Source organism: Gallibacterium genomosp. 2, assembly GCF_000771895.1.
Taxonomy (GTDB): domain Bacteria; phylum Pseudomonadota; class Gammaproteobacteria; order Enterobacterales; family Pasteurellaceae; genus Gallibacterium.
In genome coordinates, this window is sequence record NZ_JPXY01000001.1 from 13,551 (window position 1) to 38,162 (window position 24,612).

The window sequence follows — 24,612 nt, forward strand, 5'->3', positions numbered from 1 at the left end:
ATAAACCCATCATTTTGACTAAATATCTGGTTGTTTAATTTGTAACAAAACGCCTTTCCCATTATTGTAGGCAATCTCAACTAGAGTAGCAGTATGAAAAGCAATTGGTTGAGTAATACCTAAAGCTTGTACAATTTCATCAACTAATGGTAAATGAGAAATAATCAATACATTTTTTATGCCATCTTTAGCTAACATATCTAAATAATCTGCAACTACATAAGCATTACCGTAAGGTGTTAAATTATCCCAACATTCACTATGTTCTATAATTTTTAATGCGCTACAAATTTGTTTATGTGTTTGTTGTGCGCGGAGATATGGACTAACCAACATAAAATCTGGCATCCACCCTTGTTGCAGTAACCATTTCCCCTGTTGTTTCGCCTGTTCTTCACCCCGGGGAGTTAAGGGGCGTTCTTTATCGCTGGTGGCATAAAAACTAGCTTCTCCGTGACGCATAATAAATATATGCATAAATTTCCTACCTATATCAAGTGATTAAGAAAAATTTACTTAGCCTGATCTCGCATTACACAGAAAATCAGCGTATAATGCACGACCGTTTTATTATAGGTGTTTGACAAAAAAAAGCACCATTCCTCAATAAATTAGTTTTTTATATTTTTTAAGTAATGTTGTTATCTTATGGAGCAATTCATGTCTAGAAGACTAAGAAGAACGAAAATTGTTACAACCTTAGGTCCGGCGACTGATAAAGGCAATAATTTAGAAAAAATTATTGCTGCCGGAGCAAATGTTGTGCGAATGAACTTTTCTCATGGTACTGCAGAAGATCATATTAACCGTGCCGCAAAAGTGCGTGAAGTTGCGAAAAAATTGGGTAAACAAGTTGCCATCCTTGGTGATTTGCAAGGGCCTAAAATTCGAGTTTCTACTTTTAAAGATGGCAAAATCTTTTTGAATATTGGTGATAAATTTGTGCTTGATGCCGAATTGCCGAAAGGTGAAGGTACTCAAGAATCTGTAGGTTTAGATTATAAAAATTTACCAAAAGATGTTGTTCCGGGCGATATTTTATTATTGGATGATGGTCGTGTTCAATTGAAAGTCTTATCAACCGAAGGCGAAAAAGTATTCACAGAAGTGACCGTCGGCGGCCCACTTTCTAATAATAAAGGTATCAATAAATTAGGTGGCGGATTATCCGCAGATGCATTAACTGAGAAAGATAAAGCAGATATTTTAACTGCTGCAAAAATCGGTGTAGATTATTTAGCAGTTTCATTCCCTCGTACCGGTGCAGATATTGAATATGCACGTAAATTAGCAATGGAAGCGGGATTAAATGCAAAAATTGTGGCAAAGGTAGAGCGTGCAGAAACAGTTGCAACAGCAGAATCAATTGATGATATTATCAAAGCTTCAGATGTTATTATGGTTGCTCGTGGTGACTTAGGGGTTGAAATTGGTGATCCTGAATTAGTAGGCGTACAGAAAAAATTAATTCGCCGTTCTCGTCAATTAAATAAAGTGGTTATTACTGCGACTCAAATGATGGAATCAATGATCAGTAATCCTATGCCGACTCGTGCAGAAGTAATGGACGTTGCTAATGCAGTATTGGATGGAACCGATGCAGTAATGCTGTCTGCAGAAACAGCAGCTGGGCAATACCCATCAGAAACCGTTGCAGCAATGGCTAAGGTATGCCTAGGCGCAGAAAAAATGCCAAGTATTAATGTTTCTCGTCATCGTATGGACGTTGAATTTGGTTCAATTGAAGAAGCAGTTGCTATGTCTGCAATGTACGCAGCGAATCATATGAAAGGAACCGCTGCCATTATTGCAATGACTAGTACAGGACGTACTGCACGTTTAATGTCACGTATTAGTTCCGGCTTACCTATTTTTGCACTTTCCCGTAATCAAAGTGCATTAAATCTTTGTGCATTATATCGTGGTGTAGTGCCGGTTTATTTTGAAGAGATGAGCCGTACTGTTGAAGGTGCACGAATAGCAATAAAATTATTAAAAGAAAAAGGTTATTTAGTGTCTGGTGATCTAGTATTATTAACACAAGGGGATGAATTCGTTTCTGGCGGCACCAACACTTGCCGTACTCTGGTTGTAGACTAATTTTTTAATAAAAACTTCAAACAATTAATCTGTATCCCATAAGCTGGAATCATTCTAACATAAAGGGATACGGATTTTTTGTAATTAGAACTTTCAAACAAACAAGTAGCTGATAACGATATTTCATACTAAACGAACTAATAATCAAGTTACAAGTTATACAAACCATTCAATAAATAGTAATTCTATTATCTAAATTGCCATTTAGTTGGGTAATTTTTCCAAATCTTTACTAATAATTTGAATAAGTTCAGTTAAAAAAGGATGATTTTCTATATCTTTATCGTCTATTAACAACATTGGTTTTGCCCCTTGATAAGGATAGTCTTGTTTAATATGCATTGTTAATAAAGTAGCACTAGGGGTGGATTTCAATAATAATCGGTTATCATAAATTCCACCAATGACTTTACCTTGATAATACAGAAGATATTCCCTCATCATTTTTTTTATAAGTTATTGTTTTTAAATCCTTTAGTTGATCAAGAACAAAATATAAATAACTTTCAGTTGAAGCCATTATTTTCCCCTTAGTAATACTTCTTGAATTTTTTCCTCAATACCTTCTGCATCTAATTTTAATAAGTGATAAATTTCTTGTTGTGTACCTTGAGGAATAAAATAATCGGGTAAACCTAATTGCAATACCTGCGGCATATATCCTCCTAATTCAGCCAAGACCTCCAGAACAGCAGAACCAGCACCCCCTTGTATCGCATTTTCTTCCAAAGTCACAATTAATGTATATTGATCTTTGATTTTAGCTAAACATTCTTTATCGATAGGTTTAACAAAACGCATATCAATCACGGCATAATGATATTTTTCAGCAACTTGTAATGCCTCCGGCAATAATGTGCCGAAATTCAAAATGGCTACTTTTTCACCACTTCTGACTTGATTAGCTTTACCTATTTCTAAAGCGTGTAGCGGTTGTAATTCTGCACCAGTTCCATTGCCACGCGGATAGCGCACAGCGGCAGGTTGTCCACAATGGTATCCGGTGTAGAGCATTTGGCGACATTCATTTTCATCGCTTGGCGTCATTACAATTAAATTTGGAATGCAACGTAAATAGCTTAAATCAAATGCACCTTGATGGGTTTGCCCATCTGCACCGACAATTCCGGCACGGTCGATAGCAAATAAAACAGGTAAATTTTGAATAGCTACATCGTGGATGACTTGGTCATAAGCTCGTTGCAAGAAAGTGGAATAAATTGCTACTACTGGTTTATATCCACCGATAGCTAAACCGGCGGCAAAGGTAACAGCGTGTTGTTCGGCAATAGCCACGTCAAAATATTGATCCGGAAAACGTTGCGAAAATTGCACCATACCTGATCCTTCACGCATTGCCGGTGTAATGCCAATTAATTTCGGATCATTCTCTGCCATTTCACATAACCACTGACCAAAAATGGAAGAGTAGGTTGGATGAGTAGACTTATTTTTAGGTAGCTCGCCGCTAAGTGGATCAAATTTAGGGACGCCGTGAAAACCAATAGGATCTTTTTCTGCCGGAGCATATCCTTTTCCTTTTTTGGTAATAACGTGTAAAAATTGTGGCCCTTTTAAGGTTCTCATATTTTTCAACGTTGAAATCAATTCATCAACATTATGTCCATCAATTGGGCCAATATAATTAAAACCAAGCTCTTCAAATAATGTACCCCCCGGGGAAACAAATCCTTTTACGTGTTCTTCTGTTTTTTTCACAAATTCTTTAATTGGCGGTAAGCTAGAAAGGATTTTTTTGCCACCTTCGCGTAATGAAGAATAAAAAGAGCCAGAGAGTAGGCGAGCAAGATGGTTATTTAATGCGCCAACATTTTCAGAAATAGACATATCGTTATCATTTAAAATCACCAACATATCGGTATGCAAAGCTCCGGCGTGATTCATCGCTTCAAAAGCCATTCCAGCAGTAATTGCTCCATCACCAATCACACAAATCGTTTTTCTTTCTGCATTTTCTCGTTGTGCGGAAATGGCAATCCCTAAACCGGCACTGATTGAAGTGGAAGAATGACCAACACTTAATACATCAAAAGGGCTTTCACTACGCCAAGGAAAAGGGTGCAACCCATCTTTTTGGCGGATAGTTTTCATTTGGTCTCTGCGTCCAGTCAAGATTTTATGTGGGTATGCTTGATGACCAACATCCCAAATTAATTGATCAAATGGTGTATTGAAAACATAATGTAATGCCACTGTAAGTTCTACAGTGCCTAAACCAGATGCGAGATGCCCACTACTTTGGCTGACACTGTCTAAAAGATAAAGGCGAAGTTGCTCACAGAGTTCAGGCAACCGCTCTTTGGGTAATAGTCGTAAATCATCTGGGGAGTTGATTTGTGATAAAAGTGGATAACTTGACATATTATATTAATCCATAAAAATTAGTTTCGCCGTTTTACAATGAACTCTGCCAATGCCATTAGCGCTGAGGTATCAAACTCTAATTCAGATAAAATTGATTTCGCAGAGTCATAAAGTGAATAGGCTTTTTCTTTCGCTTGATCTAAACCAAGCAATAGGGGATAAGTGCTTTTATGTGCCTTCAAATCTGAACCAGCATTTTTTCCAAGCTCTTCATTACTGGAAGTAATATCTAAGATATCATCCTGTACTTGGAATGCTAAACCAATCGCAGTAGAAAATGAAATAAGTTTTTGTTTAATTTGTTCATTTTGATAATAGGGAGAGGCATAAAATCCTAGTAAAACGGCAGCAGTAATTAATGCACCCGTTTTATTTTTATGAATTCGCTCTAACTCTATTAGATCAATCTGTTTATTTTCTGAGATTAAATCTAAACTTTGTCCTAAACACATCCCCTCTGCTCCTGATGCATTGGCTAATAACCGAAATTGTAAAATTTTTTGTCGGTCTGGTATAGGAGATTCTGCTAACAGCTCAAAAGCATAACTTTGTAATGCATCACCTGAAAGAATTGCTGTTGCCTCATCAAATGCAATATGACAAGTTGGTTTGTTACGACGTAACGAGTCATTGTCCATTGCGGGTAGGTCATCGTGAATAAGAGAGTAGCAGTGAATACATTCGATTGCACCAGCAATATGATCTAACTTTGTTAAATCAACACCTAGCATTCTTCCGGTGGCATAAACAAGAAAAGGACGGATTCGTTTGCCACCTAGCAATAAACTATAACGCATTGCATCTGCTAAAGGTGCTGGAGAACTTTCCAGTCGTGCTAAATGTTCTTGTAGGAATTGATTATTGCGTTGTTGTAAGGCAATTAAATCCTCAGAAAATTGATACATAAAAGATCCATCCTAATAAGATTTTTTTCAAAAGTTTTCCTCATCATCATCTTTTTTAATCTCTTCAGAAGATAATGATGCTGAGAAATTGGTTAATGGAGCAGAGCTGTTTTTTTCCAATAAAATTTGTATTCGTTGTTCAGCATTTGACAACTTTTCTTGAGCCTGTTTCGCTAACTTAATACCTTGTTCAAATTGGGATAGAGCTTCTTCTAAGGGTAAATCACCCTGTTCCAAACAATGGACAACATTTTCCAACTCTATCATAGTATTTTCAAAATTTAATGATTGTGCTTTTTTTGCCATAACGATGATAGTACCTAATCTATTCAAACGGTTGTTATTGTACCTAATTTCCTTATAAATGAGGTGTATTTTTTACGCTTATTCGATTTTTCGTGTAGAATATGCGCTTATTTTTATAATCCAATGAAACAATATGAAATTTATTATTAAACTTTTTCCGGAAATCATGATTAAAAGTGATTCCGTACGTAAGCGCTTTATAAAAATTTTAACAGGAAATATCCGTAATGTTCTGAATAAATATGATGATCAGGTTGCTGTAATTAAGCATTGGGATTATATAGAAGTTAGAACAAAGGATAATTCTAAATATCCTCTATTGGCAGAGTTGCTACAACGAATTCCGGGAATTCATCATTTTTTACAAGTTGAAGAGAAGCCATTCTCTACATTGCAAGATATTTTTCAGATTGTGTATGAAGATATCGGGAATAAATTGGAAAACAAAACTTTTTGTGTTCGTGTAAAACGCAAAGGAAAACACGAATTTACCTCTTTAGATGCAGAGCGTTATATCGGGGGAGGTCTGAATCAACATATTGCATCTGCAAAAGTACAGCTTATACATCCGGACGTAACGGTGAGAATTGAAATTGATAATGATCACGTTATGTTGATCAAAGGGCGTATAGAAGGAATTGGAGGTTATCCGATAGGAACACAAGAAGATGTCTTATCATTGATTTCAGGCGGTTTTGATTCCGGTGTTTCTAGTTATATGTTATTACGACGTGGTTGTCGTGTACATTACTGTTTTTTTAATTTAGGTGGTGCGGCTCACGAAATCGGTGTAAAACAGATGGCATATCATATTTGGAATCGTTACGGTAGTTCGCATAAAGTCCGTTTTGTTGCGATTAATTTTGAAAAAGTTGTGGCTGAAATCTTAGAAAAAATTGATAACGGTCAGATGGGCGTAGTACTGAAAAGGATGATGGTTAGAGCAGCAAGTAAAGTTGCAAACCGTTTTCAAATTCAGGCAATTGTGACCGGAGAAGCATTAGGTCAGGTTTCTAGTCAGACTTTGACTAATTTGCGATTAATTGATGAAGCGGCAGATTGTTTGGTTCTGCGTCCTTTAATTTCTAGCGATAAAGAACAAATCATTGAAATGGCAAAACAAATAGGTACGGATGATATTGCAAAATCTATGCCGGAATTTTGTGGCGTAATTTCTAAAAATCCTACTGTAAAAGCAATTAAAGAAAAAATTGAACTCGAAGAAGCTAATTTTGACTTCTCTTTGTTGGAGGATGCTGTGTGGAACGCACAATATTTGGATATTAGACAGATCGCCGAACAAACAGAAAGGGAAGTTCCTGAGGTTGAAATGGTATCTGTGTTACAGGGTAATGACGTCATTATTGATATTAGAAGTCCGGAAGAACACGAGGAGTATCCATTACAGCTGAATAACCAAACCATTCTTCATATTCCATTTTATAAATTGTCAACTCAATTTCCATCATTAGATCAAAATAAGCAATATTTTCTATATTGTGAACGAGGTGTAATGAGTCGTCTTCAAGCGTTATATTTAAAAGAGCAGGGATTTAAAAATATTAGCGTATTTAGAAAAGCTAAAAGCTAGCCACAATAAAAAATGATTTTTTGTCAGAAATAAAAAAATGATTTGCACCCTAAGTCGGACTTATCATCTAACTTAGGGTGCAAATTTTTTACGGTCAAATATAGCCAAATCTTCAAACAACGAGCCGTTGTTTTCTATTTTTACAAAATATTGAGATATAAAATTATGGTAATTATACTTATTAAATTAAAGAAATTTCAATAATTTAACATAAAATACGTTATTTTTAAACCTTGTTTCTTTATAAATATAATGTATATTATGTTAAATAATAAATATTGTTTGTCACAGTCCGTTTTGTTACAGCGTTTCCGATTTCCTCTCTTATTTTCTATTTATAGTGATGACATTTCTCAAAAATTTAAAACATACAATCGTTATCACGCTCTATCAATTTTTTAATTTTCTTAAAAGGCGCTTGCAAATCAAATTTTGTAGTTGTACTATTTTGCTAGTACAAAATAATATCAGAGAGGATGCTATCGTGGCTTTTTTAGACGTTATCCAACAAACTATTCCCTATCAAGCGGACACAACTTCTCTTTTTGCCCGTCTTTGTGAGAACAAACCAAACACACTTTTATTAGATTCCGCTGAAATTGGTAGTAAAAACAGCCTAAAAAGCTTATTAATCGCTCAAACTGCGGTAAAAGTGGTATGTAGAAAACAAACTGTAGAATTTATTGCTTTAACTGAGAACGGAACGGATGTTTTAGCCCAACTTCAACAACATTTTTCTATTAATACAACATTACAAACCCAACACTCAACACATCAGTTAAGCGTTATTTTTCCCTTATTAAATAATGAGTTGGATGAAGACAGTAAATTAAAAACCATTACCATATTTGATGGATTGCGAACTTTATTACAGCAATATCAACCCTACTCTCAACCAATTTTACTAGGGGGGCTTTTTGCTTATGATTTAGTGGCTAATTTCATTCCAATGCAAGACATTTATTTAGAAGATGATGGTTTGACTTCTCCGGATTATAGCTTTTACTTAGCTGAACAATTAATTGTAATCGATCATCAAAGTGAACAGGCAACACTTTATACTTACGCTTTTTCTGAACAACATAGAACAAAATTACAGCAACAAGCAGAACAGATAGTTTCGACTTTATCTAATAATAATATTGTATTATCGCGTCGAAACGCTTCTACTGAAGTCAAAGTCAATATCAAAGATGAGGCTTTTAAAACTATTATTGAACGCCTAAAACATCACATTAATATCGGTGATGTTTTCCAAATTGTACCTTCTCGTCGCTTTTCGCTTGACTGCCCTAGCCCATTAGCAGCCTATCATCAATTAAAGCATAATAATCCAAGCCCTTATATGTTTTTTATGCAAGATGAAGAATTTACCCTGTTCGGTGCTTCACCTGAAAGCGCATTAAAATATACTGAAGCTACCCGTCAATTGGAGATTTATCCGATTGCCGGTTCTCGTCCAAGAGGCTTTGACGCGCAAGGTAATATCGATCCTGAATTGGATGCTCGTTTGGAACTGGAAATGCGCTTGGATCATAAAGAACAATCTGAACATCTTATGTTAGTTGATTTGGCTAGAAATGATATTGCTCGCGTATGTGAAAGCGGAACACGCCGCGTTGCAGAACTTATGCAAGTTGATCGTTATTCTCACATTATGCATTTAGTATCGAGAGTTGTCGGTAAACTTAAACCTGAATTGGATGCGCTACACGCTTATCAAGCCTGTATGAATATGGGAACATTAACCGGTGCGCCTAAAATCAAAGCAATGCAACTGATTTATCAAGTGGAAAAACAACGCCGCCATAGTTATGGCGGTGCGGTTGGTTACCTCTCCTCGGAAGGTGATCTAGATACCTGCATTGTGATTCGCTCTGCTTTTGTGCAAAACGGAACAGCTTATATTCAAGCTGGTTGCGGCGAAGTATTGGATTCCGACCCACAAATGGAAGCCGATGAAACCAGACATAAAGCGGCTGCCGTGATTAAGGCAATTAAACAGACAAATTGCCAATAGTAAGGATTTTGTTATGGCTAATATTCTTTTTTTAGATAATTTTGACTCTTTTACCTACAATCTTGTCGATCAATTTCGTGTGCTTGGACATAACGTGACAGTGTATCGTAACGATTGCGAATTGGATACATTGATTAAAGCAGCAACAGCGCAATCTGATACTATTTTGGCACTTTCTCCCGGTCCCGGAAATCCTCAGCAGGCTGGCAATATGTTGCCGTTAATCAATGCATTGAAACATCAGTGTCCAATTATTGGCATTTGTTTAGGGCATCAAGCCATTATTGAAGCATTCGGTGGGGAAATTGTCCACGCCGGTGAAGTAATGCACGGAAAAGTATCGAAAATTACGCACGACAATCAAGCAATGTTTGCCGGATTGCCTAATCCACTCTCTGTTGCTCGTTACCACTCTTTAATGGGGAGCAACTTGCCATCCGAATTGATTGTAAACGCAGAATATAATCACATTGTGATGGCGGTTCGTCATCAATCCTTGCCGATTTGCGGCTTCCAATTTCACCCAGAATCTATTTTAACCGTACAAGGTGGACAACTTTTAAAACAGACCATTGATTGGTTATTAGCTCATTAAGCCAACTATAGAAACAACAAAAATTAAATAAACTTGAGGACAATAATAATGGAAACACAACAAATATTAGAGCAATTATTTAATGGCACTTCCCTTTCTCGTGAACAAAGCAAACAGCTTTTTACTGCAGTCGTACAAGGTGAATTATCTAATGAACAATTAGCCGGTGCATTGATAGCTCTGAAACTCAAGGGAGAAACAGTAGATGAAATCAGTGGTGCGGTAACCGCATTACAAGCAGCTGCTGAACCTTTCCCTACACCAGATTATGTCTTTGCCGATATTGTCGGTACCGGCGGTGACGGTGCAAATACCATCAACCTCTCTACTGCCAGCGCCATTATTGCCGCCAGTATGGGCGCAAAAGTCGCCAAACACGGTAATAGAAGCGTTTCCAGTAAAACCGGATCAAGCGATGTATTGGCAGCATTAGGTGCTCGTTTAGATTTAGATGCGACCACCGCGCGTAAAGCACTGGATGAAATCGGTATCTGTTTTTTATTTGCCCCACAATACCATCGTGGTTTTAAACACGCAGTGCCGGTACGTCAGGCGTTAAAAACCAGAACCATTTTCAACATTCTTGGACCATTGATTAACCCGGCAAAACCAAAACATCAATTATTAGGCGTTTATGATGAAAAATTACTACAACCTTATGCTGAAACCGCATTAACGTTGGGGCATCAACATAGTATTGTCGTTCACGGCGCCGGCTTGGATGAAGTAGCATTACACGCAGAAACACAAGTAGCTGAAATTTATCAAGGTAAAATCGAACGCTATACATTAACCGCAGAAGATTTCGGATTAAAACCGCAACCACTTGATGCAATTCGCGGTGGTGAACCGGAACAAAATGCACAATATATTCGCGCATTATTACAAGGAAAAGGCGAACCGGCCCACGTTAATGCAGTCGCTGCGAATACTGCTCTGCTTTTAAGACTTTTCGGTTATCAAGATCTAAAACAAACGACACAGCAAGTATTGGAACAGATTGCCAGTGGCAACGCCTATAAAACATTAGAAAAACTTTCACAATATTAATGAGATAACAATGATTACACAAAATTTTTCACAAACATTGCAACATAAAGCAACCGTATTGCAAAAAATTGTGGCGGATAAATTAATTTGGGTACAACAAAAGCAGCAGCAATTGCCTTTGGCAGCGTTTCAGGCAAAAGTGACAAAAAGTGATCGTGATTTTTATCAAGCGTTAGCCAAAGGGACTCACCAGCAACCGGCATTTATTTTAGAATGTAAGAAAGCTTCTCCATCAAAAGGATTAATTCGGGAAGCATTTGATTTAGAAGGAATTGCTGATGTTTACCGCCATTATGCCGCAGCGGTTTCAGTCTTAACGGATGAGAAATATTTCCAAGGAGATTTTGCCTATTTGCCACGTGTTCGCCAACGTATTTCTCAACCTGTTCTTTGCAAAGATTTTATGATTAGTGAATATCAGGTTTATTTGGCACGTTATCATCAAGCTGATGCCATTTTATTGATGTTGTCGGTAGTAAATGATGATACTTATCGTATATTGTCGGATCTTGCTCACTCTTTGGGAATGGGAGTGCTGACAGAAACCTCTAATCAGGAAGAGTTGGAACGTGCAATCAAACTAGGCGCAAAAGTCATTGGCATTAATAACCGTAATCTGCACGATCTCTCCGTTGATTTGCAACGTACGTTAGATCTTGCTTCACAAATTCCGCAAGACCGTATTGTTATCAGCGAATCGGGTATCTATACTCATCAACAAGTGCAACAATTAAAGCCGGTCGCTAATGCCTTTTTAATCGGCAGCAGTTTAATGGGCAGTGATGATCTTAACACTGCCGTTAGAGCCATTATTTATGGCGAAAATAAGGTTTGTGGTTTAACTCGCCCGCAAGATGCTAAACAGGCATATCAAGAAGGGGCATTATATGGCGGCTTAATTTTTGCCGAACACTCTCCTCGCTGTGTCAGTTTAAGACAAGCCCAAGAGATTAGTACCGCTGCACCGCTGCACTATGTCGGCGTTTTTCAGAATCAAGAGATTGATCTGATTGTGAAATTGAGTCAGCAATTATCATTATTTGCTGTTCAGTTACACGGTCACGAAGATAGCAGCTTTATTCAGCAATTACGCCAACAATTACCGCCGAAATGTCAAATTTGGAAGGCAATCAGCGTTGACGTAGAAAATTCGTATTTTCAATTTAATCCTGATGAAAATATTGACCGTTATGTCTTTGATGCACAATTAAAATTACAAAAAGGTGGCACCGGAAAAATTTTTGATTGGACTCTTTTACCTTCGCAATGGAAGCAGAAAATTATGCTTGCTGGTGGTCTAAACAGTGATAATGTGGATGCTGCGATGTCTCAATCTTGTTTAGGTTTAGATATTAATTCCGGTGTAGAAAGTAAACCGGGCATAAAAGATGCGGCTAAATTACATACCATTTTCCAACAAATTATCAATTATTAGGATGAAGTTATGAGTGATACATTATTAAACCCTTATTTTGGCGAATTCGGTGGAATGTATGTGCCAGAAATTCTTGTTCCAGTGTTACAACAACTAGAAAAAGCGTTTGTTGAGGCGCGTCAGGATCCGGAATTTCAAAAACAATTTAACGATTTGCTACAAAATTATGCCGGTCGCCCGACCGCATTAACTTTGTGCCGAAACTTAACTAAAGATACAAAAACCAAACTCTATTTAAAACGAGAAGATCTTTTACACGGGGGCGCACACAAAACCAATCAGGTATTAGGTCAAGCATTATTGGCAATGCGAATGGGTAAAACTGAGATTATTGCTGAAACCGGTGCCGGCCAACACGGAGTTGCTACTGCTCTGGCCTGTGCAATGCTTGGATTAAAATGTCGTATTTATATGGGAGCAAAAGATGTTGAGCGTCAATCGCCAAATGTTTTCAGAATGCGCCTTATGGGGGCAGAGGTCATTTCCGTTAATAAAGGTTCCTGCTCGTTAAAAGATGCTTGCTGCGAAGCAATGCGCGATTGGTCAGCCAATTACGATAAAGCCCATTATTTATTAGGTACTGCTGCCGGTCCGCATCCGTTTCCAACTATTGTGCGTGAATTTCAAAAAATGATTGGCGAAGAAACCAAACGTCAAGTTTTTGAACGTGAAGGACGCTTACCGGATGCTGTGATTGCCTGTGTTGGTGGAGGATCAAATTCAATTGGAATGTTTGCTGATTTTATTAAAGAAGAGTCAGTAAAACTCATCGGTGTTGAGCCGGCAGGTAAAGGAATTGAAACTGGAGATCACGGCGCACCGCTTGGACACGGTTCTATTGGTATTTATTTCGGAATGAAATCACCATTAATGCAAACAAAAGATGGTCAGATCGAAGAATCCTACTCTATTTCTGCTGGGTTGGACTTCCCGTCCGTTGGGCCACAGCACGCTTATTTGAACAGTATAGGACGTGCGCAATATGTTTCTATTACTGATGATGAAGCCCTTGATGCATTCCAGCAATTGGCACAATATGAAGGCATTATTCCAGCATTGGAATCCTCGCACGCCTTAGCTTATGCTTTAAAATTGATAAAACAGAATCCAGAAAAAGAGCAACTTTTGGTAGTTAATCTTTCTGGACGTGGAGATAAAGATATTTTCACTGTAGATAAAATCCTAAATGCACAAGGAGTGAACTAATGAGCCGTTTTGATCAACTTTTTAAAAAACTAAATCAACAAAAACAGGGAGCATTTGTTCCTTTTGTGACATTATGCGATCCAACATTAGACCGCTCTTTTGAAATTATTTGTACTTTAGTCGATAACGGTGCCGATGCGTTAGAATTAGGTTTTCCTTTTTCAGATCCTTTATTAGACGGGCCGGTAATCCAAGCTGCGAATAACAGAGCATTATCTGCCGGATTCAGTACTGATGCCTGTTTTCAATTATTAGAAAAAGTACGCCAAAAATATCCACAAATTCCAATCAGTCTATTACTTTGTGCCAATTTAATCTATGCCAAAACATTAGATGGTTTTTATCAACGTTGCCAACGAGTTGGCGTTGATGCGGTACTGGTTGCCGATGTGCCTCTACTTGCTGCGGAACCTTATGTTACCACAGCGAAAAAATATGGTATTCAGCCGGTATTTATTTGCCCACCGAATGCTAGCGAAAAAACGATTGATGGTGTAGCGAAAAATAGTGAAGGATATACTTATCTTGTGTCACGTGCAGGCGTTACCAGTGCTGAAAATCAAGCACACGCAAGCAATTTAGAAGATCTTATTTCTCGCCTAAAATTACATAATGCGCCACCTATTTTACAAGGTTTTGGCATTGCTAAACCGGAACAAGTTCAGGAAGCAATTACTTCTGGTACGGACGGAGCAATTTCAGGGTCTGCAGTGGTTAGAATTATCGAACGGAATCTTAATAACCATCCTCAATGCCTTGTCGAATTAGCTGAATTTGTGCGAAATATGAAAGCTGCAACTGAATTGGTATAAAATCAAATCGGGGCGTTTTCACATTATTCGCCCCGTTATTCATAAAATCACTTTTTATTTTCTTAACCTACAATAATGATCCTGCTTTTATCTACAAAAACACAATAATTTCTGTGATCTGATGCACAAAATGGATAAAAAAAGTCACAAATCGTGATTTTATCTTTATAATAGCGCAAATTTTTTGGAGGTAAGAATGGCTACAATTAAAGATGTCGCTAAATTAGCAGGCGTATCAACAACAACGGTTTCTCATGTGATTAACAAAACCAGATTTGTGTCTGAAGATACGTCAAAGTTGGTTCAAGATGCGATTCAGCAGCTAAATTACTCGCCAAGTGCAGTAGCACGCAGTTTAAAGGTGAATACAACTAAATCAATTGGTATGATTATTACCACCAGTGAAACCCCTTATTTTGCAGAAATTGTACATGCTGTGGAAGAATATTGTTATCAACGGGGATATTCTCTGTTTTTATGTAATACACAGAATAATTTCCAAAAAATCAGTAATCATTTAGATATGTTGGTTAAAAAACGGGTTGATGGGATTTTAGTTATGTGTTCTGAGTATACTCAAGATTCAGTGAACTTGTTTGAGAGCTTTTCTACCCTACCATTAGTAGTAATGGATTGGGGACCAAACAATTCAAAAATGGATGTAATTCAAGATAATAGCTTTGAAGGTGGTTATTTAGCAACTAAATATTTAATTGACTGTGGACATAAAAAAATCGGAATTATTGCCGGTGATCTCAATAAAACAACAGCAAAAACACGTTATGATGGCTATGTAAAAGCAATGAATGAAAAGGGATTAAGTATTAATCCGGACTGGGTGCTAGAGGGGCATTTTGAACCAGAAGATGGATTTGAGTGTATGAATAAAATTTTAGCTCAAAATAACCTGCCGACTGCTGTTTTTTGTTGCAATGATGTTATGGCTTTAGGTGCAATTTCCGCCATTGGTGAAAAAGGGCTGTCTGTGCCACAAGATATCTCCATTATTGGTTATGATGATATTCACGCTTCCCGCTTTTATGCCCCACCATTGACGACGATTCATCAATCCAAAATGCGTTTGGGCATTATGGCAATGGATCTGTTAATTGCTCGAATGACTGATAAAAATAAAGAGCCGGCAAAAATTGAAATGCATCCTGAATTGGTCATTCGTAAATCGGTGAAAAAACTAAATTAATCATAGAAAGTGCAGAATCTTCTGCACTTTTTTCGTTATTTTTGTTGGCTTAAATAACGTTCAACCGTATCAACCACTGCTTGTGTTTGAGAATCCAGCTCAATATTAACTAAATCTCCGACCTGTTTTTGCGAGATAATGGTACGTTGTAACGTTTCTGGAATTAAATTAACACAAAATGATTGCTCTTTTACCTCACCAATGGTCAAACTAATGCCATCAATAGCAATATAACCTTTTGTCAGAATATATTTCATTACATCCTGATTCGGTAAAGTAAACCATATTTGGCAGTTGTTCGGTGATTGAATAATTTCTGCGACCGAAGCAGTGCAATAAACGTGCCCTGACAATAGATGTCCGCCCACTTCATCACCGATTTTCATCGCTCGTTCAACATTAATTTCATCCCCTACTCTAAGTTGACCAAGATTGGTAACTCGTAACGTTTCTTGCATTAAATCGAAACTAATCAAATCATTTTGAATGTCCGTTACTGTTAAACAAACGCCATTATGTGCAACAGATGCTCCTAATGCTAATCCGGCAAGTAAATCCTGTGGCATTTTTATAACGTGTGTTCTAAAATTGTCGCCTTTACTTTTAATTTCTTGGATTTTTGCTTTTCCTTGAATTATTCCAGTAAACATATTTCCCTCTTATAAAAATGATATTGTTATTCCTATAACGATAGCAACTAAATATCGGGCATTTTATGACAAATTGGCAAAGATATAAAACACAAATTATTGAATTAATTAAATTAGCTACGCCTATTTTGCTTGCACAAATTGCACAAAACTCTATGGGATTGATCGATACTATAATGGCAGGGCGTGTTAGTGCAAAAGATATGGCAGCGATTTCTGTCGGTGCTTCTATTTGGTTTCCTTTGTTATTATTCGGTCAAGGTTTATTATTAGCCTTACCACCAACCATTTCTTATTTAAATGGTTCCGGCAAACGCAATTTGATTGCACATCAGGTTCGGCAGGGCTTTTGGATAGCATTTACTATCAGCATTCCTATTTTTCTGATTGTTTATAATGCTCACTTCATCATTGACTATATGCAAATGGATGAAGAACTGGCACATATCACGACTGGTTATTTAAAAGTAATGGCCTTTGGCGCATTACCCTATTTATTAATGATTACTTTCCGCTGTTTAAATGATGGTATTGCTAAAACAAAACCGGCGATGGAGATTGCCTTTACCTGTTTGTTACTCAATGTACCTCTCAATTATATCTTTATTTACGGGGCATTCGGGATACCTGCATTCGGCGCAATTGGCTGTGGAATTGCGACAATGATTTTGAATTGGGTCAGCTTTATTTTAATCACAATTTATTGTTACAAAGTGCCGAGTCAGCGTGATCTGAAAATTTTTGCACATATTATTGAAAAACCGAATTGGAAAACTTTGAGTAAATTGATTCGATTAGGATTTCCTATTGCGGTAGCAATTTGTTGTGAGGTGTTGCTTTTTTGTATCATTTCATTATTAATTTCGCCATTTGGTGCAGAAATTATAGCTAGCCATCAAATTGCGTTGAATACCAGTTCATTCATTTATATGTTACCAATGTCTATATCAATGGCAACTACAATCCTCGTTGGGCAAAATTTAGGTAAAGGCAAGCCGGCAGTAGCAAAACAGTTTACTTATTGTGCTCTCTTTTTCGGTTTAACTGTTACTTGTTTTACCGCTTCTCTAACTCTATTATTCAGAGAGTGGGTTGCTTCTATTTTCGTCAATGATATTGAAGTAATTATGATGGCATCTTCACTTTTAATTTTCGCCGCACTATATCAATTTTCTGATACGGTGCAATCCATCATTGGTGGAGCATTGCGTGGCTATAAAGATACTAAATCAGTATTATGGATTTCACTTTTCGGTTATTGGGTAATTGGAATGCCGGTCGGCTATATTTTAGGAATGACTGATTGGATTGTGCCACATATGACAGCGAAAGGTTTCTGGATTGGCTTTGTTTTTTGTTTAACCACCGCAGCAATTTTGCTGTTTTTACGTTTACGTCATATCCAAAATTTACCCGATGAAGTGCTATTGGCTCATTTGGATAAGATTAAATAAAAAAGGAGTATTTTTATGCAATCAGAACAAGTTATTCGTGTCGGTATTGCCGGTTTTGGTATGTCCGCCAACGTTTTTCATTTACCATTTTTAATGCGTGATCCACGTTTTAAAATTGTTAAAATTTTTGAGCGTAGAGGCAACAAAGTGGCGGAAAAATTTCCACAAATTACCACCGTGCGTACTTTTGCAGATTTACTGGCAGATGATGTTGATTTAGTCATTATCACTACACCAAATCTGACACACTACTCTTTCGCCAAACAGGCAATTATGGCAGGGAAACACGTCATTGTTGAAAAACCGCTAAGTACAACTTCAGCGGAAGCAAAAGAGTTAGTGAAATTAGCTCAACAAAAACAAGTAAAATTATCAGTCTATCAAAATCGCCGTTGGGATAATGGCGTGTTAACGGTCAAACAAGTTCTCGAAAATCAACTCATAGGAGATGTTGTCGATTATGAAATTCATTTTGATCGTTATACACAAGCTAAAAACAGTAAACAATGGAAAGAAACCGGTGAGCGTGGAGTTGGTTTAGTTTACGACTTAGGTGTGCATTTAATTGACGGTGCGGTGCATTTATTCGGTTTGCCGAAAGCGCTTTATGCTGATTTACGCTACCAACATCCAGGTTCTCTTGGCGAAGATAATTTTCAGATCTATTTTTATTATGATGATAAAAAAGTGGTGATGTCTTCGAGTAAGTATGTACGTGAAAAAGGACCGACTATTGCTCTGCACGGCACTTTAGGCTCTTATGTCAAATATGAATTGGATAATCAGGAGCCGCTTCTTATTGCCGGCATTGAACCGAAAGGCAACTGGAATAAAGAAGATAAAATATATTGGGGATTTTTGAACACTGAAATTAACGGTGTCCATATTCGCACTCAGTTAGAAACTGTCAATGGTAATTATCAAGCCTACTATGACAATATTTATGAGGCATTAACTTCTAATGAACCGCTTGCCGTCACTGCTGATCAGGCTGTCATTGTTTTAGAATTGATTGAAAAAGTATACCAAAGTGCAGAAACTGGAGTAAAAATCAATATAAAACAATAAGATAAATAAATTTCAAATATTTTTAAAATTTTTGGAACTTTTTATTTTTATAGCGGTCTTAGTAATCGCTAGTGACTGCAAATGCGTAAGCAGATGTTTTTTATTTTATTCATTGAAACCTCCCCCCGTTCTCTCTTGGAACGGGGGTTTTTTCTTTCCGGGTTTAGCTTAAATACTACTTAATGAATCAATCAACTCACCGCTATAAAGATATTTTTTCACCATTGCATTTGCCACCACCGCATCATTCTGTGAATAATGCCCGGTAATCACATCAACTTGATGCTGATCCAACAGCAAATTCTCATTTAACTTCTGTTTTAGTCGCTCAACAAACAGAGTGTGCGAACCAAGAACACTCGAATTGATCATTATTTTATCTGATGAAAATATATTCACTAAATTCATCAGCACATATGAAATATTGTCCGCGACATAATGAATAATTTCGATTGCCTGTTTATTGCCCTGCTCTGCCTGTTCGCATAAATATTGAATTTTCCGTTCATTATCTTCAAGACTATTTGGTAACAGACGATCGATAAGCTGATAAATCGCAGAATAAGTGACGTGATGCTTCAATTGTTGGCGATCTTCCGCCGGCAAACGTTCACCGATAATATTCGCTAGCGGACTCAGCATCGGCAGGCAAACTCGATCAATATTCATCCGCTGCTGTTTATCAGCTTGCAGCATTTTGCCTTTAATCAAAACACTCATATTAATGCTGTCGTCGACCTGTAAAAAAATCACATTGTCACTACTGATCGCACCACCCAAAGAAGATTCGGCAAAAACCCAAGAAGCAAAATATTCGGACAAAATAATCGGCAAATGAAAAGTTTGGTGTAAAACCGATTGCAGCTCAATATCGATGACTTGACGACCCAAGCGTGCAATACCGCTCTGCCGACGATTCAACTGCCCAATAACAACCACCGAGATAGCGAAAATTTGCGCAACGTGGCGCTGACAAGCAGCCTGAAAATCGGTTAAATTTCTCACCAATAACTGCGCTAACTGGGCGTGTTGATTGACTAAGATCGGATAATGTTTCTCCTGCACCACTTTGCCATTCAGCTCACACAGAAAAATTTTCATCTCATATTCGCCTAGCACAACACAAACAGATTGCCAATGAAAAGGCGATATTGCCAGCCCGACTGCCGGTCGCCCTCTCACAATCGGCGTTTGTGTGGTTCGTTCTATCACCAGTTTGAGATCAATCAATTCACGCGTGAAATTAGTAATACTTGCCGGTGCCAGACCGGAAATTTTTGATAAATCAATGCGAGAAATAAGATCGAACTGTTCTATCAAACGATAGATCATACCCAAATGTTGTAATTTTTGTGGTGAATTCAATAACTGCTTTGCCATAATCCTTTAACAAACAACTAAAACTGAAAGCGTTTGACTCCATAAGACAATAAATTTAGCTTTATACGAATTTTTGCCTCTTATCTCAAGGGGGTTGGATCAAATTTGCGTTAAATATCACATTTTATTGTTCAAATCTTTTTTAATTTTTAAATTTTGTTGAGAATTTGTTCCGCTTTGTCGTTTTGTGCATTTATCGGGTGGGGAAAGTATTGTAGAATGACCGACCTAATGAAAAACAAGAAATTGATTAATTCACTGAGGTAACTATGACACAAGCTAAATCTGTTGCTCAAATTTTAAAAGGTGATGTTGCGATTGGTGAAACCGCAACTGTACAAGGTTGGGTGCGTACCCGTCGTGATTCAAAAGCCGGTGTTTCTTTCCTTGCCGTTTATGATGGTTCCTGCTTTGCGCCAATCCAAGTAGTAATTGAACAAACAATCGAAAATTATCAGTCTGAAATTCTTCGCTTAACCGCCGGCTGTTCCGTAATTGTAACCGGTAAAGTAGTAGCCTCTCCTGCACAAGGACAGGCGGTTGAAATGCAGGCACAAAAAGTAGAGGTTTGTGGTTGGGTTGAAGATCCTGATACTTATCCAATGGCAGCAAAACGCCATTCCGTTGAATATTTACGTGAAGTGGCGCACTTACGTCCACGTACCAATTTAATCGGTGCGGTTGCGCGTGTACGCCACTGTTTGGCTCAAGCAATTCATCGTTTCTTTAATGAACAAGGCTTTTATTGGGTTGCAACACCATTAATCACTGCTTCTGATACTGAAGGGGCTGGTGAAATGTTCCGCGTTTCAACTTTAGATTTAACCAATTTGCCAAAAACGGAACAAGGTGAAATTGATTTTAGCCAAGATTTCTTCGGTAAAGAATCTTTCCTTACCGTATCTGGGCAGCTTAACGGTGAAACTTATGCTTGTGCTTTAAGTAAAATCTATACTTTTGGCCCAACATTCCGTGCAGAAAATTCCAACACCACTCGTCATTTGGCTGAATTCTGGATGGTTGAACCTGAAATGGCGTTTGCCACTTTAGCCGATAATGCCAAATTAGCAGAAGATATGTTGAAATATGTATTCAAAGCAGTTTTGGATGAACGTATGGATGATATGGAATTCTTTGCAAAACATATTGATAACACTGTAATTTCTCGTCTACAAGATTTTATTTCGTCTGATTTTACGCAAGTGGATTACACCGATGCTATCGAAATTTTGAAGAAATCCGGTAAGAAATTTGAATTTCCTGTTGAATGGGGAATTGACCTCTCTTCTGAACACGAACGTTATCTTGCAGAAGAACACTTTAAATCACCGGTAGTTGTCAAAAATTATCCTAAAGATATCAAAGCATTCTATATGCGCTTGAATGATGATGGTAAAACTGTTGCCGCAATGGATGTACTTGCTCCCGGCATCGGAGAAATTATCGGCGGTTCACAGCGTGAAGAGCGTTTAGAGGTATTAGATAAACGTATGGATGAAATGGGCCTTAAGAAAGAGGATTATTGGTGGTATCGTGATTTACGTCGTTACGGCACAGTGCCTCACTCAGGTTTTGGTTTAGGTTTCGAACGATTGATTGTTTATGTGACCGGTGTGCAAAATATCCGTGACGTCATTCCGTTCCCTCGCGCCCCAAGAAATGCCAATTTCTAATAACGAAAATATGATCTGACACTGAAAAGTTAGACTGCTATTTTAAGGACTGAATCCTGTATTGATCGGGATTCAGTCCATTAATTTAACAACCTTTATTTCTAACATTAAGCATTTTACTAAAATTGCTTCTCTATCGTAAAAAAGAGTTCCTGATTTTTTCGGCTATAAAGTGCAGGAATATTGCTGTTTATCCGTTGATAGCGGATATGTAATTTAGGCAAGAAGCCTCTCCAAGATAATTTTTGATACCAAATCGCACCATTTAGTTGATATTCTCTGTCGTGCCGTTTTAAATGCATTAAATAGTGATGATCAGCAAAATGACGATCTATATAACGAACATTGATTTGTGTACCCCATTGTTTTTGATAATAAGCAATGCCAAAACCACTTGCCCATTTCAACGATGATGAAGATTTCTCTTTTAAACGATCGGACACCAATTCTAAATTAAGCCAAGATTGCCAATGTGTATTATCTTGCCAAATTATAGTGGTCGAAACAGTGTTTTCATTACCATTATAACGATCTGCCAAACTAGTATCAGCATAATGTTTTCTCATATTTGCCAAACGATTCTGCCAAAGCCAGTGTTCAGAAAGTTGAATTTGGCTAAACAACTTTACGCCAAATTGATGATTGTAACGATGAACGCCAAACCAATTCTGTTCAACAAAAGGAATAATTTTTCCAACAAACAGAGCATCTCGCCACATATAACCCAATGAAAAATGTAAAGTTTGTTCGTTATAATATTGATTATCCCAATAGTAAACACCGTTATATCCTAATGTCGTTTGCCAAAAATGATTGCCTGTTATATTTTTTATTCGTTCAAGTTCAAACGCATACCTAACACCTTGTGCTGATTGAGGAAGTGATTCTTCGTCTTTTACAAGCGGTTTACCATTAATAGTTATCTCTCGTTCAGAAGAAGCATTATTCACATTATCTGTTTTCACATATTGAAAATTCACATAGGGCTGCCATTGCTGACGATGTTTAATTTCTTGCAAATAGGCTTCAATCAATGTTTTTAATTTGCCATCTGCTTTAAGCATTAAACGTTCAAATTGTTGCTTGGCTTGTAAATATTGATAATTTTCAAAAAAAATCACTGCCATATCAAAGCGAGGGTAAATGACTTCAGGGTGTAAATCTAATAATGTTTGATAATGCAGAATAGCTTTATCATACTGTAACGTATTGAAATAATAGGCAGCTAACGCATAATGATACAACGCAGGATCATAATGTCCCTGTTGTTGATATTGCCTTAATAATCTAGGTAATAATGCCCATTGTTGCTGTAAAATCGCAGATTGAATTTGTGAATCAATTGGCAATGTCATAGGAATCATTGGCATTTTTTGATAATTAGCATTGGATTTTAGCTGTGTAGGTAATGAAATATCACCTTCTTGCGAAAAATCAATTGGATCTTGCCGTAATAAAGATTCAGCATTTAATGAATATGCAAAAATGACAAAACTGGTGATCAATAATTTTTTCATTGCTTTAATACTTAAAAATGCCGCTTAAAATGTATTTAAACGGCATTGCATTTCTACTGTTGTGATTCTTTTTGAGCTGCTAAACCAAATGCTACGCCTCTATTTTTTGCCTCATATTTTTTTCGTGTGCCTCCGTTAGCAGGAATACTATTGTCTAACGAGCTATCAATATAAAGATCACCAGCAATTTCTTCCCCATTTGGCCCAAAGAAACCTAGCGTATATTTTCCTGTAATTCCGCCTGCCATTGATGCATCAGCTTTAATTTCCTGATCATTAATTGAGCCTTGATGTAAGGTAATATGACCTATATTATTTGAAAAATTAGTGATTTCCCCTTGACCCGTTCGCTGTTCAAAATCAACACGATAAGTTAAATCTCCCATATTGTTCGCATTAAATGCTTTTCCTCGATACGTTGCTGAACCTTCACTTGGGAGAATTGTCGGTTCATCTTCAAATAAGTTACCAATGCCATTAACAGAGAAACGCCCTCCTTTTGATAAAACGCCATCAGGCAAAGAAGCTAACCAATTTTTAGCATAAACAACAGAATATTGTTGTTTATAAAGATATCTATCACCAACCAACATCCCTTCACTATCCTCGCCTAAAGGATAAAGAGCCATTACAGGCTGTATATACAATTGGTTTTGAGATAATTGATCGTGGTTAATAGGTTTTTCCATCAGCCATGGGTTATCCAAAGTTGCCCCCATTGACTCTACGGTATCACTCATTTTTTGGTTAATAATTTCAATAAGTTGCTCACGTTCGGTTAATTTTTGATGAGTTTCAGATAGCGCTTGTAATTTAGATTCTAATTGAGCTGTAATGTGCTGATTTTGTATTTGTAATTCTTTAAAAACCCTTTCCTTTTCCTTTAAGCTTGTGAGTTTTTTAGGTGTTCAAATTCAGCAGTTTTTCTCACCAAATTCTCTTCTGTTTTTTTCAAGCTGTTAGAAGTTTCGGTTAATTTATTTTGCGTTTCTGTTTGTGATCTTTTCAATATTTCAAGTTCAGCTTGAGCTTTCTTGAGTTTGTCTTTTTGAGTGGTATCAGTAGAGGTTGAAAGGTTATTTGTTTGATCTTGAGGATGATTAGGAATAATTGGTTCAACATTAGATCTGTCTATATTGTTACTACCCCCCCCCCACAGGCGGTTAAAGCTAAAACAATCGCATTGGTAATAATTAATTTTTTGAAGGTCATTTTTTCTCCCATTGATTAAAACAATGAGTATTATCCATAAAAAAATAGGGGC

The 24,612-nt window shown here is 37.2% G+C and carries 22 protein-coding genes; 12 read left to right on the forward strand and 10 right to left on the reverse strand.

Annotated elements, in window-relative coordinates; translation table 11 throughout:
* Positions 1–18 precede the first annotated feature (18 nt).
* Positions 19–477, reverse strand: a complete 459-nt coding sequence (gene sixA / locus P375_RS00065) for a phosphohistidine phosphatase SixA (protein WP_039132880.1) — start codon at positions 475–477, stop codon at positions 19–21.
* A gap of 183 nt (positions 478–660) precedes the next feature.
* On the opposite strand from sixA, the gene pyk reads away from it, so the two are divergent.
* Complete coding sequence (pyk, locus tag P375_RS00070) at positions 661–2,100, forward strand: pyruvate kinase (protein ID WP_039132882.1); 1,440 nt, start codon at positions 661–663, stop codon at positions 2,098–2,100.
* Positions 2,101–2,304: 204 nt separating this feature from the next.
* On the opposite strand, the gene P375_RS00075 is transcribed toward pyk, so the two are convergent.
* The 4 genes from P375_RS00075 to xseB all read right to left on the reverse strand — a co-directional run bounded on the left by P375_RS00075 (position 2,305) and on the right by xseB (position 5,696).
* Positions 2,305–2,544 carry a transcriptional regulator gene (locus tag P375_RS00075; RefSeq protein WP_209434791.1) on the reverse strand — a complete coding sequence of 80 codons (240 nt, stop codon included), beginning with the start codon at positions 2,542–2,544 and terminating at the stop codon, positions 2,305–2,307.
* Positions 2,545–2,619: 75 nt separating this feature from the next.
* The gene (gene dxs, locus P375_RS00080) at positions 2,620–4,482 is read right to left on the reverse strand and encodes a 1-deoxy-D-xylulose-5-phosphate synthase (RefSeq protein ID WP_039132885.1); all 1,863 of its coding nucleotides are present in this window, start codon (positions 4,480–4,482) and stop codon (positions 2,620–2,622) included.
* A 20-nt stretch (positions 4,483–4,502) separates the two neighbouring features.
* A complete protein-coding gene (gene ispA, locus P375_RS00085; RefSeq protein WP_039132886.1) occupies positions 4,503–5,390 on the reverse strand; it encodes a (2E,6E)-farnesyl diphosphate synthase in 888 nt (295 codons plus the stop codon).
* A 27-nt stretch (positions 5,391–5,417) separates the two neighbouring features.
* On the reverse strand, positions 5,418–5,696 hold the full coding sequence (gene xseB, locus P375_RS00090; RefSeq protein WP_039132888.1) for an exodeoxyribonuclease VII small subunit: 279 nt from the start codon (positions 5,694–5,696) through the stop codon (positions 5,418–5,420).
* A gap of 133 nt (positions 5,697–5,829) precedes the next feature.
* Between xseB and thiI the strand changes: the two genes are divergently transcribed.
* From thiI to purR, 8 genes are all read left to right on the forward strand, one after another.
* Positions 5,830–7,287, forward strand: coding sequence for a tRNA uracil 4-sulfurtransferase ThiI (gene thiI / locus P375_RS00095; RefSeq protein ID WP_039132890.1), 1,458 nt, complete (start codon positions 5,830–5,832; stop codon positions 7,285–7,287).
* A 484-nt stretch (positions 7,288–7,771) separates the two neighbouring features.
* Positions 7,772–9,307, forward strand: a complete 1,536-nt coding sequence (gene trpE, locus P375_RS00100) for an anthranilate synthase component I (RefSeq protein WP_039132892.1) — start codon at positions 7,772–7,774, stop codon at positions 9,305–9,307.
* Positions 9,308–9,320: 13 nt separating this feature from the next.
* Positions 9,321–9,902, forward strand: coding sequence for an aminodeoxychorismate/anthranilate synthase component II (locus tag P375_RS00105; RefSeq protein WP_018346574.1), 582 nt, complete (start codon positions 9,321–9,323; stop codon positions 9,900–9,902).
* Positions 9,903–9,950: 48 nt separating this feature from the next.
* On the forward strand, positions 9,951–10,952 hold the full coding sequence (trpD, locus tag P375_RS00110; RefSeq protein ID WP_039132899.1) for an anthranilate phosphoribosyltransferase: 1,002 nt from the start codon (positions 9,951–9,953) through the stop codon (positions 10,950–10,952).
* 10 nt (positions 10,953–10,962) lie between these two features.
* Positions 10,963–12,387, forward strand: coding sequence for a bifunctional indole-3-glycerol-phosphate synthase TrpC/phosphoribosylanthranilate isomerase TrpF (gene trpCF, locus P375_RS00115; protein WP_039132902.1), 1,425 nt, complete (start codon positions 10,963–10,965; stop codon positions 12,385–12,387).
* 9 nt (positions 12,388–12,396) lie between these two features.
* Entirely contained in the window at positions 12,397–13,593 is a 1,197-nt protein-coding gene (gene trpB, locus P375_RS00120) for a tryptophan synthase subunit beta (protein WP_039132905.1), read from the forward strand.
* Complete coding sequence (gene trpA, locus P375_RS00125; RefSeq protein ID WP_039132908.1) at positions 13,593–14,405, forward strand: tryptophan synthase subunit alpha; 813 nt, start codon at positions 13,593–13,595, stop codon at positions 14,403–14,405. The genes trpB and trpA overlap by 1 nt, the downstream gene beginning before the upstream one ends.
* Before the next feature lie 196 nt (positions 14,406–14,601).
* On the forward strand, positions 14,602–15,606 hold the full coding sequence (purR, locus tag P375_RS00130; RefSeq protein WP_039132913.1) for an HTH-type transcriptional repressor PurR: 1,005 nt from the start codon (positions 14,602–14,604) through the stop codon (positions 15,604–15,606).
* Positions 15,607–15,641: 35 nt separating this feature from the next.
* On the opposite strand, the gene P375_RS00135 is transcribed toward purR, so the two are convergent.
* A complete protein-coding gene (locus tag P375_RS00135; protein ID WP_039132927.1) occupies positions 15,642–16,256 on the reverse strand; it encodes a riboflavin synthase in 615 nt (204 codons plus the stop codon).
* A gap of 65 nt (positions 16,257–16,321) precedes the next feature.
* On the opposite strand from P375_RS00135, the gene P375_RS00140 reads away from it, so the two are divergent.
* Positions 16,322–17,710, forward strand: a complete 1,389-nt coding sequence (locus P375_RS00140) for an MATE family efflux transporter (protein ID WP_039132928.1) — start codon at positions 16,322–16,324, stop codon at positions 17,708–17,710.
* 15 nt (positions 17,711–17,725) lie between these two features.
* Positions 17,726–18,778, forward strand: a complete 1,053-nt coding sequence (locus P375_RS00145) for a Gfo/Idh/MocA family oxidoreductase (RefSeq protein WP_039132929.1) — start codon at positions 17,726–17,728, stop codon at positions 18,776–18,778.
* Positions 18,779–18,946: 168 nt separating this feature from the next.
* On the opposite strand, the gene P375_RS00150 is transcribed toward P375_RS00145, so the two are convergent.
* The gene (locus P375_RS00150) at positions 18,947–20,158 is read right to left on the reverse strand and encodes an ROK family protein (protein ID WP_018346583.1); all 1,212 of its coding nucleotides are present in this window, start codon (positions 20,156–20,158) and stop codon (positions 18,947–18,949) included.
* Between the two features lie 269 nt (positions 20,159–20,427).
* Between P375_RS00150 and asnS the strand changes: the two genes are divergently transcribed.
* The gene (gene asnS / locus P375_RS00155; protein WP_039132930.1) at positions 20,428–21,831 is read left to right on the forward strand and encodes an asparagine--tRNA ligase; all 1,404 of its coding nucleotides are present in this window, start codon (positions 20,428–20,430) and stop codon (positions 21,829–21,831) included.
* Positions 21,832–21,950: 119 nt separating this feature from the next.
* Here the strand turns inward: asnS and P375_RS00160 are convergent, their stop codons facing one another.
* The 3 genes from P375_RS00160 to P375_RS12500 form a co-directional block, all read right to left on the reverse strand.
* The gene (locus tag P375_RS00160) at positions 21,951–23,348 is read right to left on the reverse strand and encodes a surface lipoprotein assembly modifier (RefSeq protein ID WP_052121755.1); all 1,398 of its coding nucleotides are present in this window, start codon (positions 23,346–23,348) and stop codon (positions 21,951–21,953) included.
* A gap of 53 nt (positions 23,349–23,401) precedes the next feature.
* The gene (locus tag P375_RS11940; protein ID WP_081034562.1) at positions 23,402–24,088 is read right to left on the reverse strand and encodes a factor H binding protein domain-containing protein; all 687 of its coding nucleotides are present in this window, start codon (positions 24,086–24,088) and stop codon (positions 23,402–23,404) included.
* A 143-nt stretch (positions 24,089–24,231) separates the two neighbouring features.
* The coding region (locus P375_RS12500; RefSeq protein WP_039132931.1) for a hypothetical protein at positions 24,232–24,612 on the reverse strand (381 nt) is incomplete at its 5' end.

Bases quoted from the DNA above. Each gene is read 5' to 3' on its own strand.
- P375_RS11940 (WP_081034562.1), bottom strand. From the start codon at position 24,088: ATGAGTGATACCGTAGAGTCAATGGGGGCAACTTTGGATAACCCATGG.
- xseB (WP_039132888.1), bottom strand. From the start codon at position 5,696: ATGGCAAAAAAAGCACAATCATTAAATTTTGAAAATACTATGATAGAG.
- asnS (WP_039132930.1), top strand. From the start codon at position 20,428: ATGACACAAGCTAAATCTGTTGCTCAAATTTTAAAAGGTGATGTTGCG.
- trpD (WP_039132899.1), top strand. From the start codon at position 9,951: ATGGAAACACAACAAATATTAGAGCAATTATTTAATGGCACTTCCCTT.
- ispA (WP_039132886.1), bottom strand. From the start codon at position 5,390: ATGTATCAATTTTCTGAGGATTTAATTGCCTTACAACAACGCAATAAT.
- purR (WP_039132913.1), top strand. From the start codon at position 14,602: ATGGCTACAATTAAAGATGTCGCTAAATTAGCAGGCGTATCAACAACA.
- thiI (WP_039132890.1), top strand. From the start codon at position 5,830: ATGAAATTTATTATTAAACTTTTTCCGGAAATCATGATTAAAAGTGAT.
- P375_RS00145 (WP_039132929.1), top strand. From the start codon at position 17,726: ATGCAATCAGAACAAGTTATTCGTGTCGGTATTGCCGGTTTTGGTATG.
- P375_RS00150 (WP_018346583.1), bottom strand. From the start codon at position 20,158: ATGGCAAAGCAGTTATTGAATTCACCACAAAAATTACAACATTTGGGT.
- trpCF (WP_039132902.1), top strand. From the start codon at position 10,963: ATGATTACACAAAATTTTTCACAAACATTGCAACATAAAGCAACCGTA.
- trpB (WP_039132905.1), top strand. From the start codon at position 12,397: ATGAGTGATACATTATTAAACCCTTATTTTGGCGAATTCGGTGGAATG.
- P375_RS00135 (WP_039132927.1), bottom strand. From the start codon at position 16,256: ATGTTTACTGGAATAATTCAAGGAAAAGCAAAAATCCAAGAAATTAAA.
- P375_RS00075 (WP_209434791.1), bottom strand. From the start codon at position 2,544: ATGATGAGGGAATATCTTCTGTATTATCAAGGTAAAGTCATTGGTGGA.
- P375_RS00160 (WP_052121755.1), bottom strand. From the start codon at position 23,348: ATGAAAAAATTATTGATCACCAGTTTTGTCATTTTTGCATATTCATTA.
- P375_RS00105 (WP_018346574.1), top strand. From the start codon at position 9,321: ATGGCTAATATTCTTTTTTTAGATAATTTTGACTCTTTTACCTACAAT.
- trpA (WP_039132908.1), top strand. From the start codon at position 13,593: ATGAGCCGTTTTGATCAACTTTTTAAAAAACTAAATCAACAAAAACAG.
- P375_RS00140 (WP_039132928.1), top strand. From the start codon at position 16,322: ATGACAAATTGGCAAAGATATAAAACACAAATTATTGAATTAATTAAA.
- dxs (WP_039132885.1), bottom strand. From the start codon at position 4,482: ATGTCAAGTTATCCACTTTTATCACAAATCAACTCCCCAGATGATTTA.
- sixA (WP_039132880.1), bottom strand. From the start codon at position 477: ATGCATATATTTATTATGCGTCACGGAGAAGCTAGTTTTTATGCCACC.
- pyk (WP_039132882.1), top strand. From the start codon at position 661: ATGTCTAGAAGACTAAGAAGAACGAAAATTGTTACAACCTTAGGTCCG.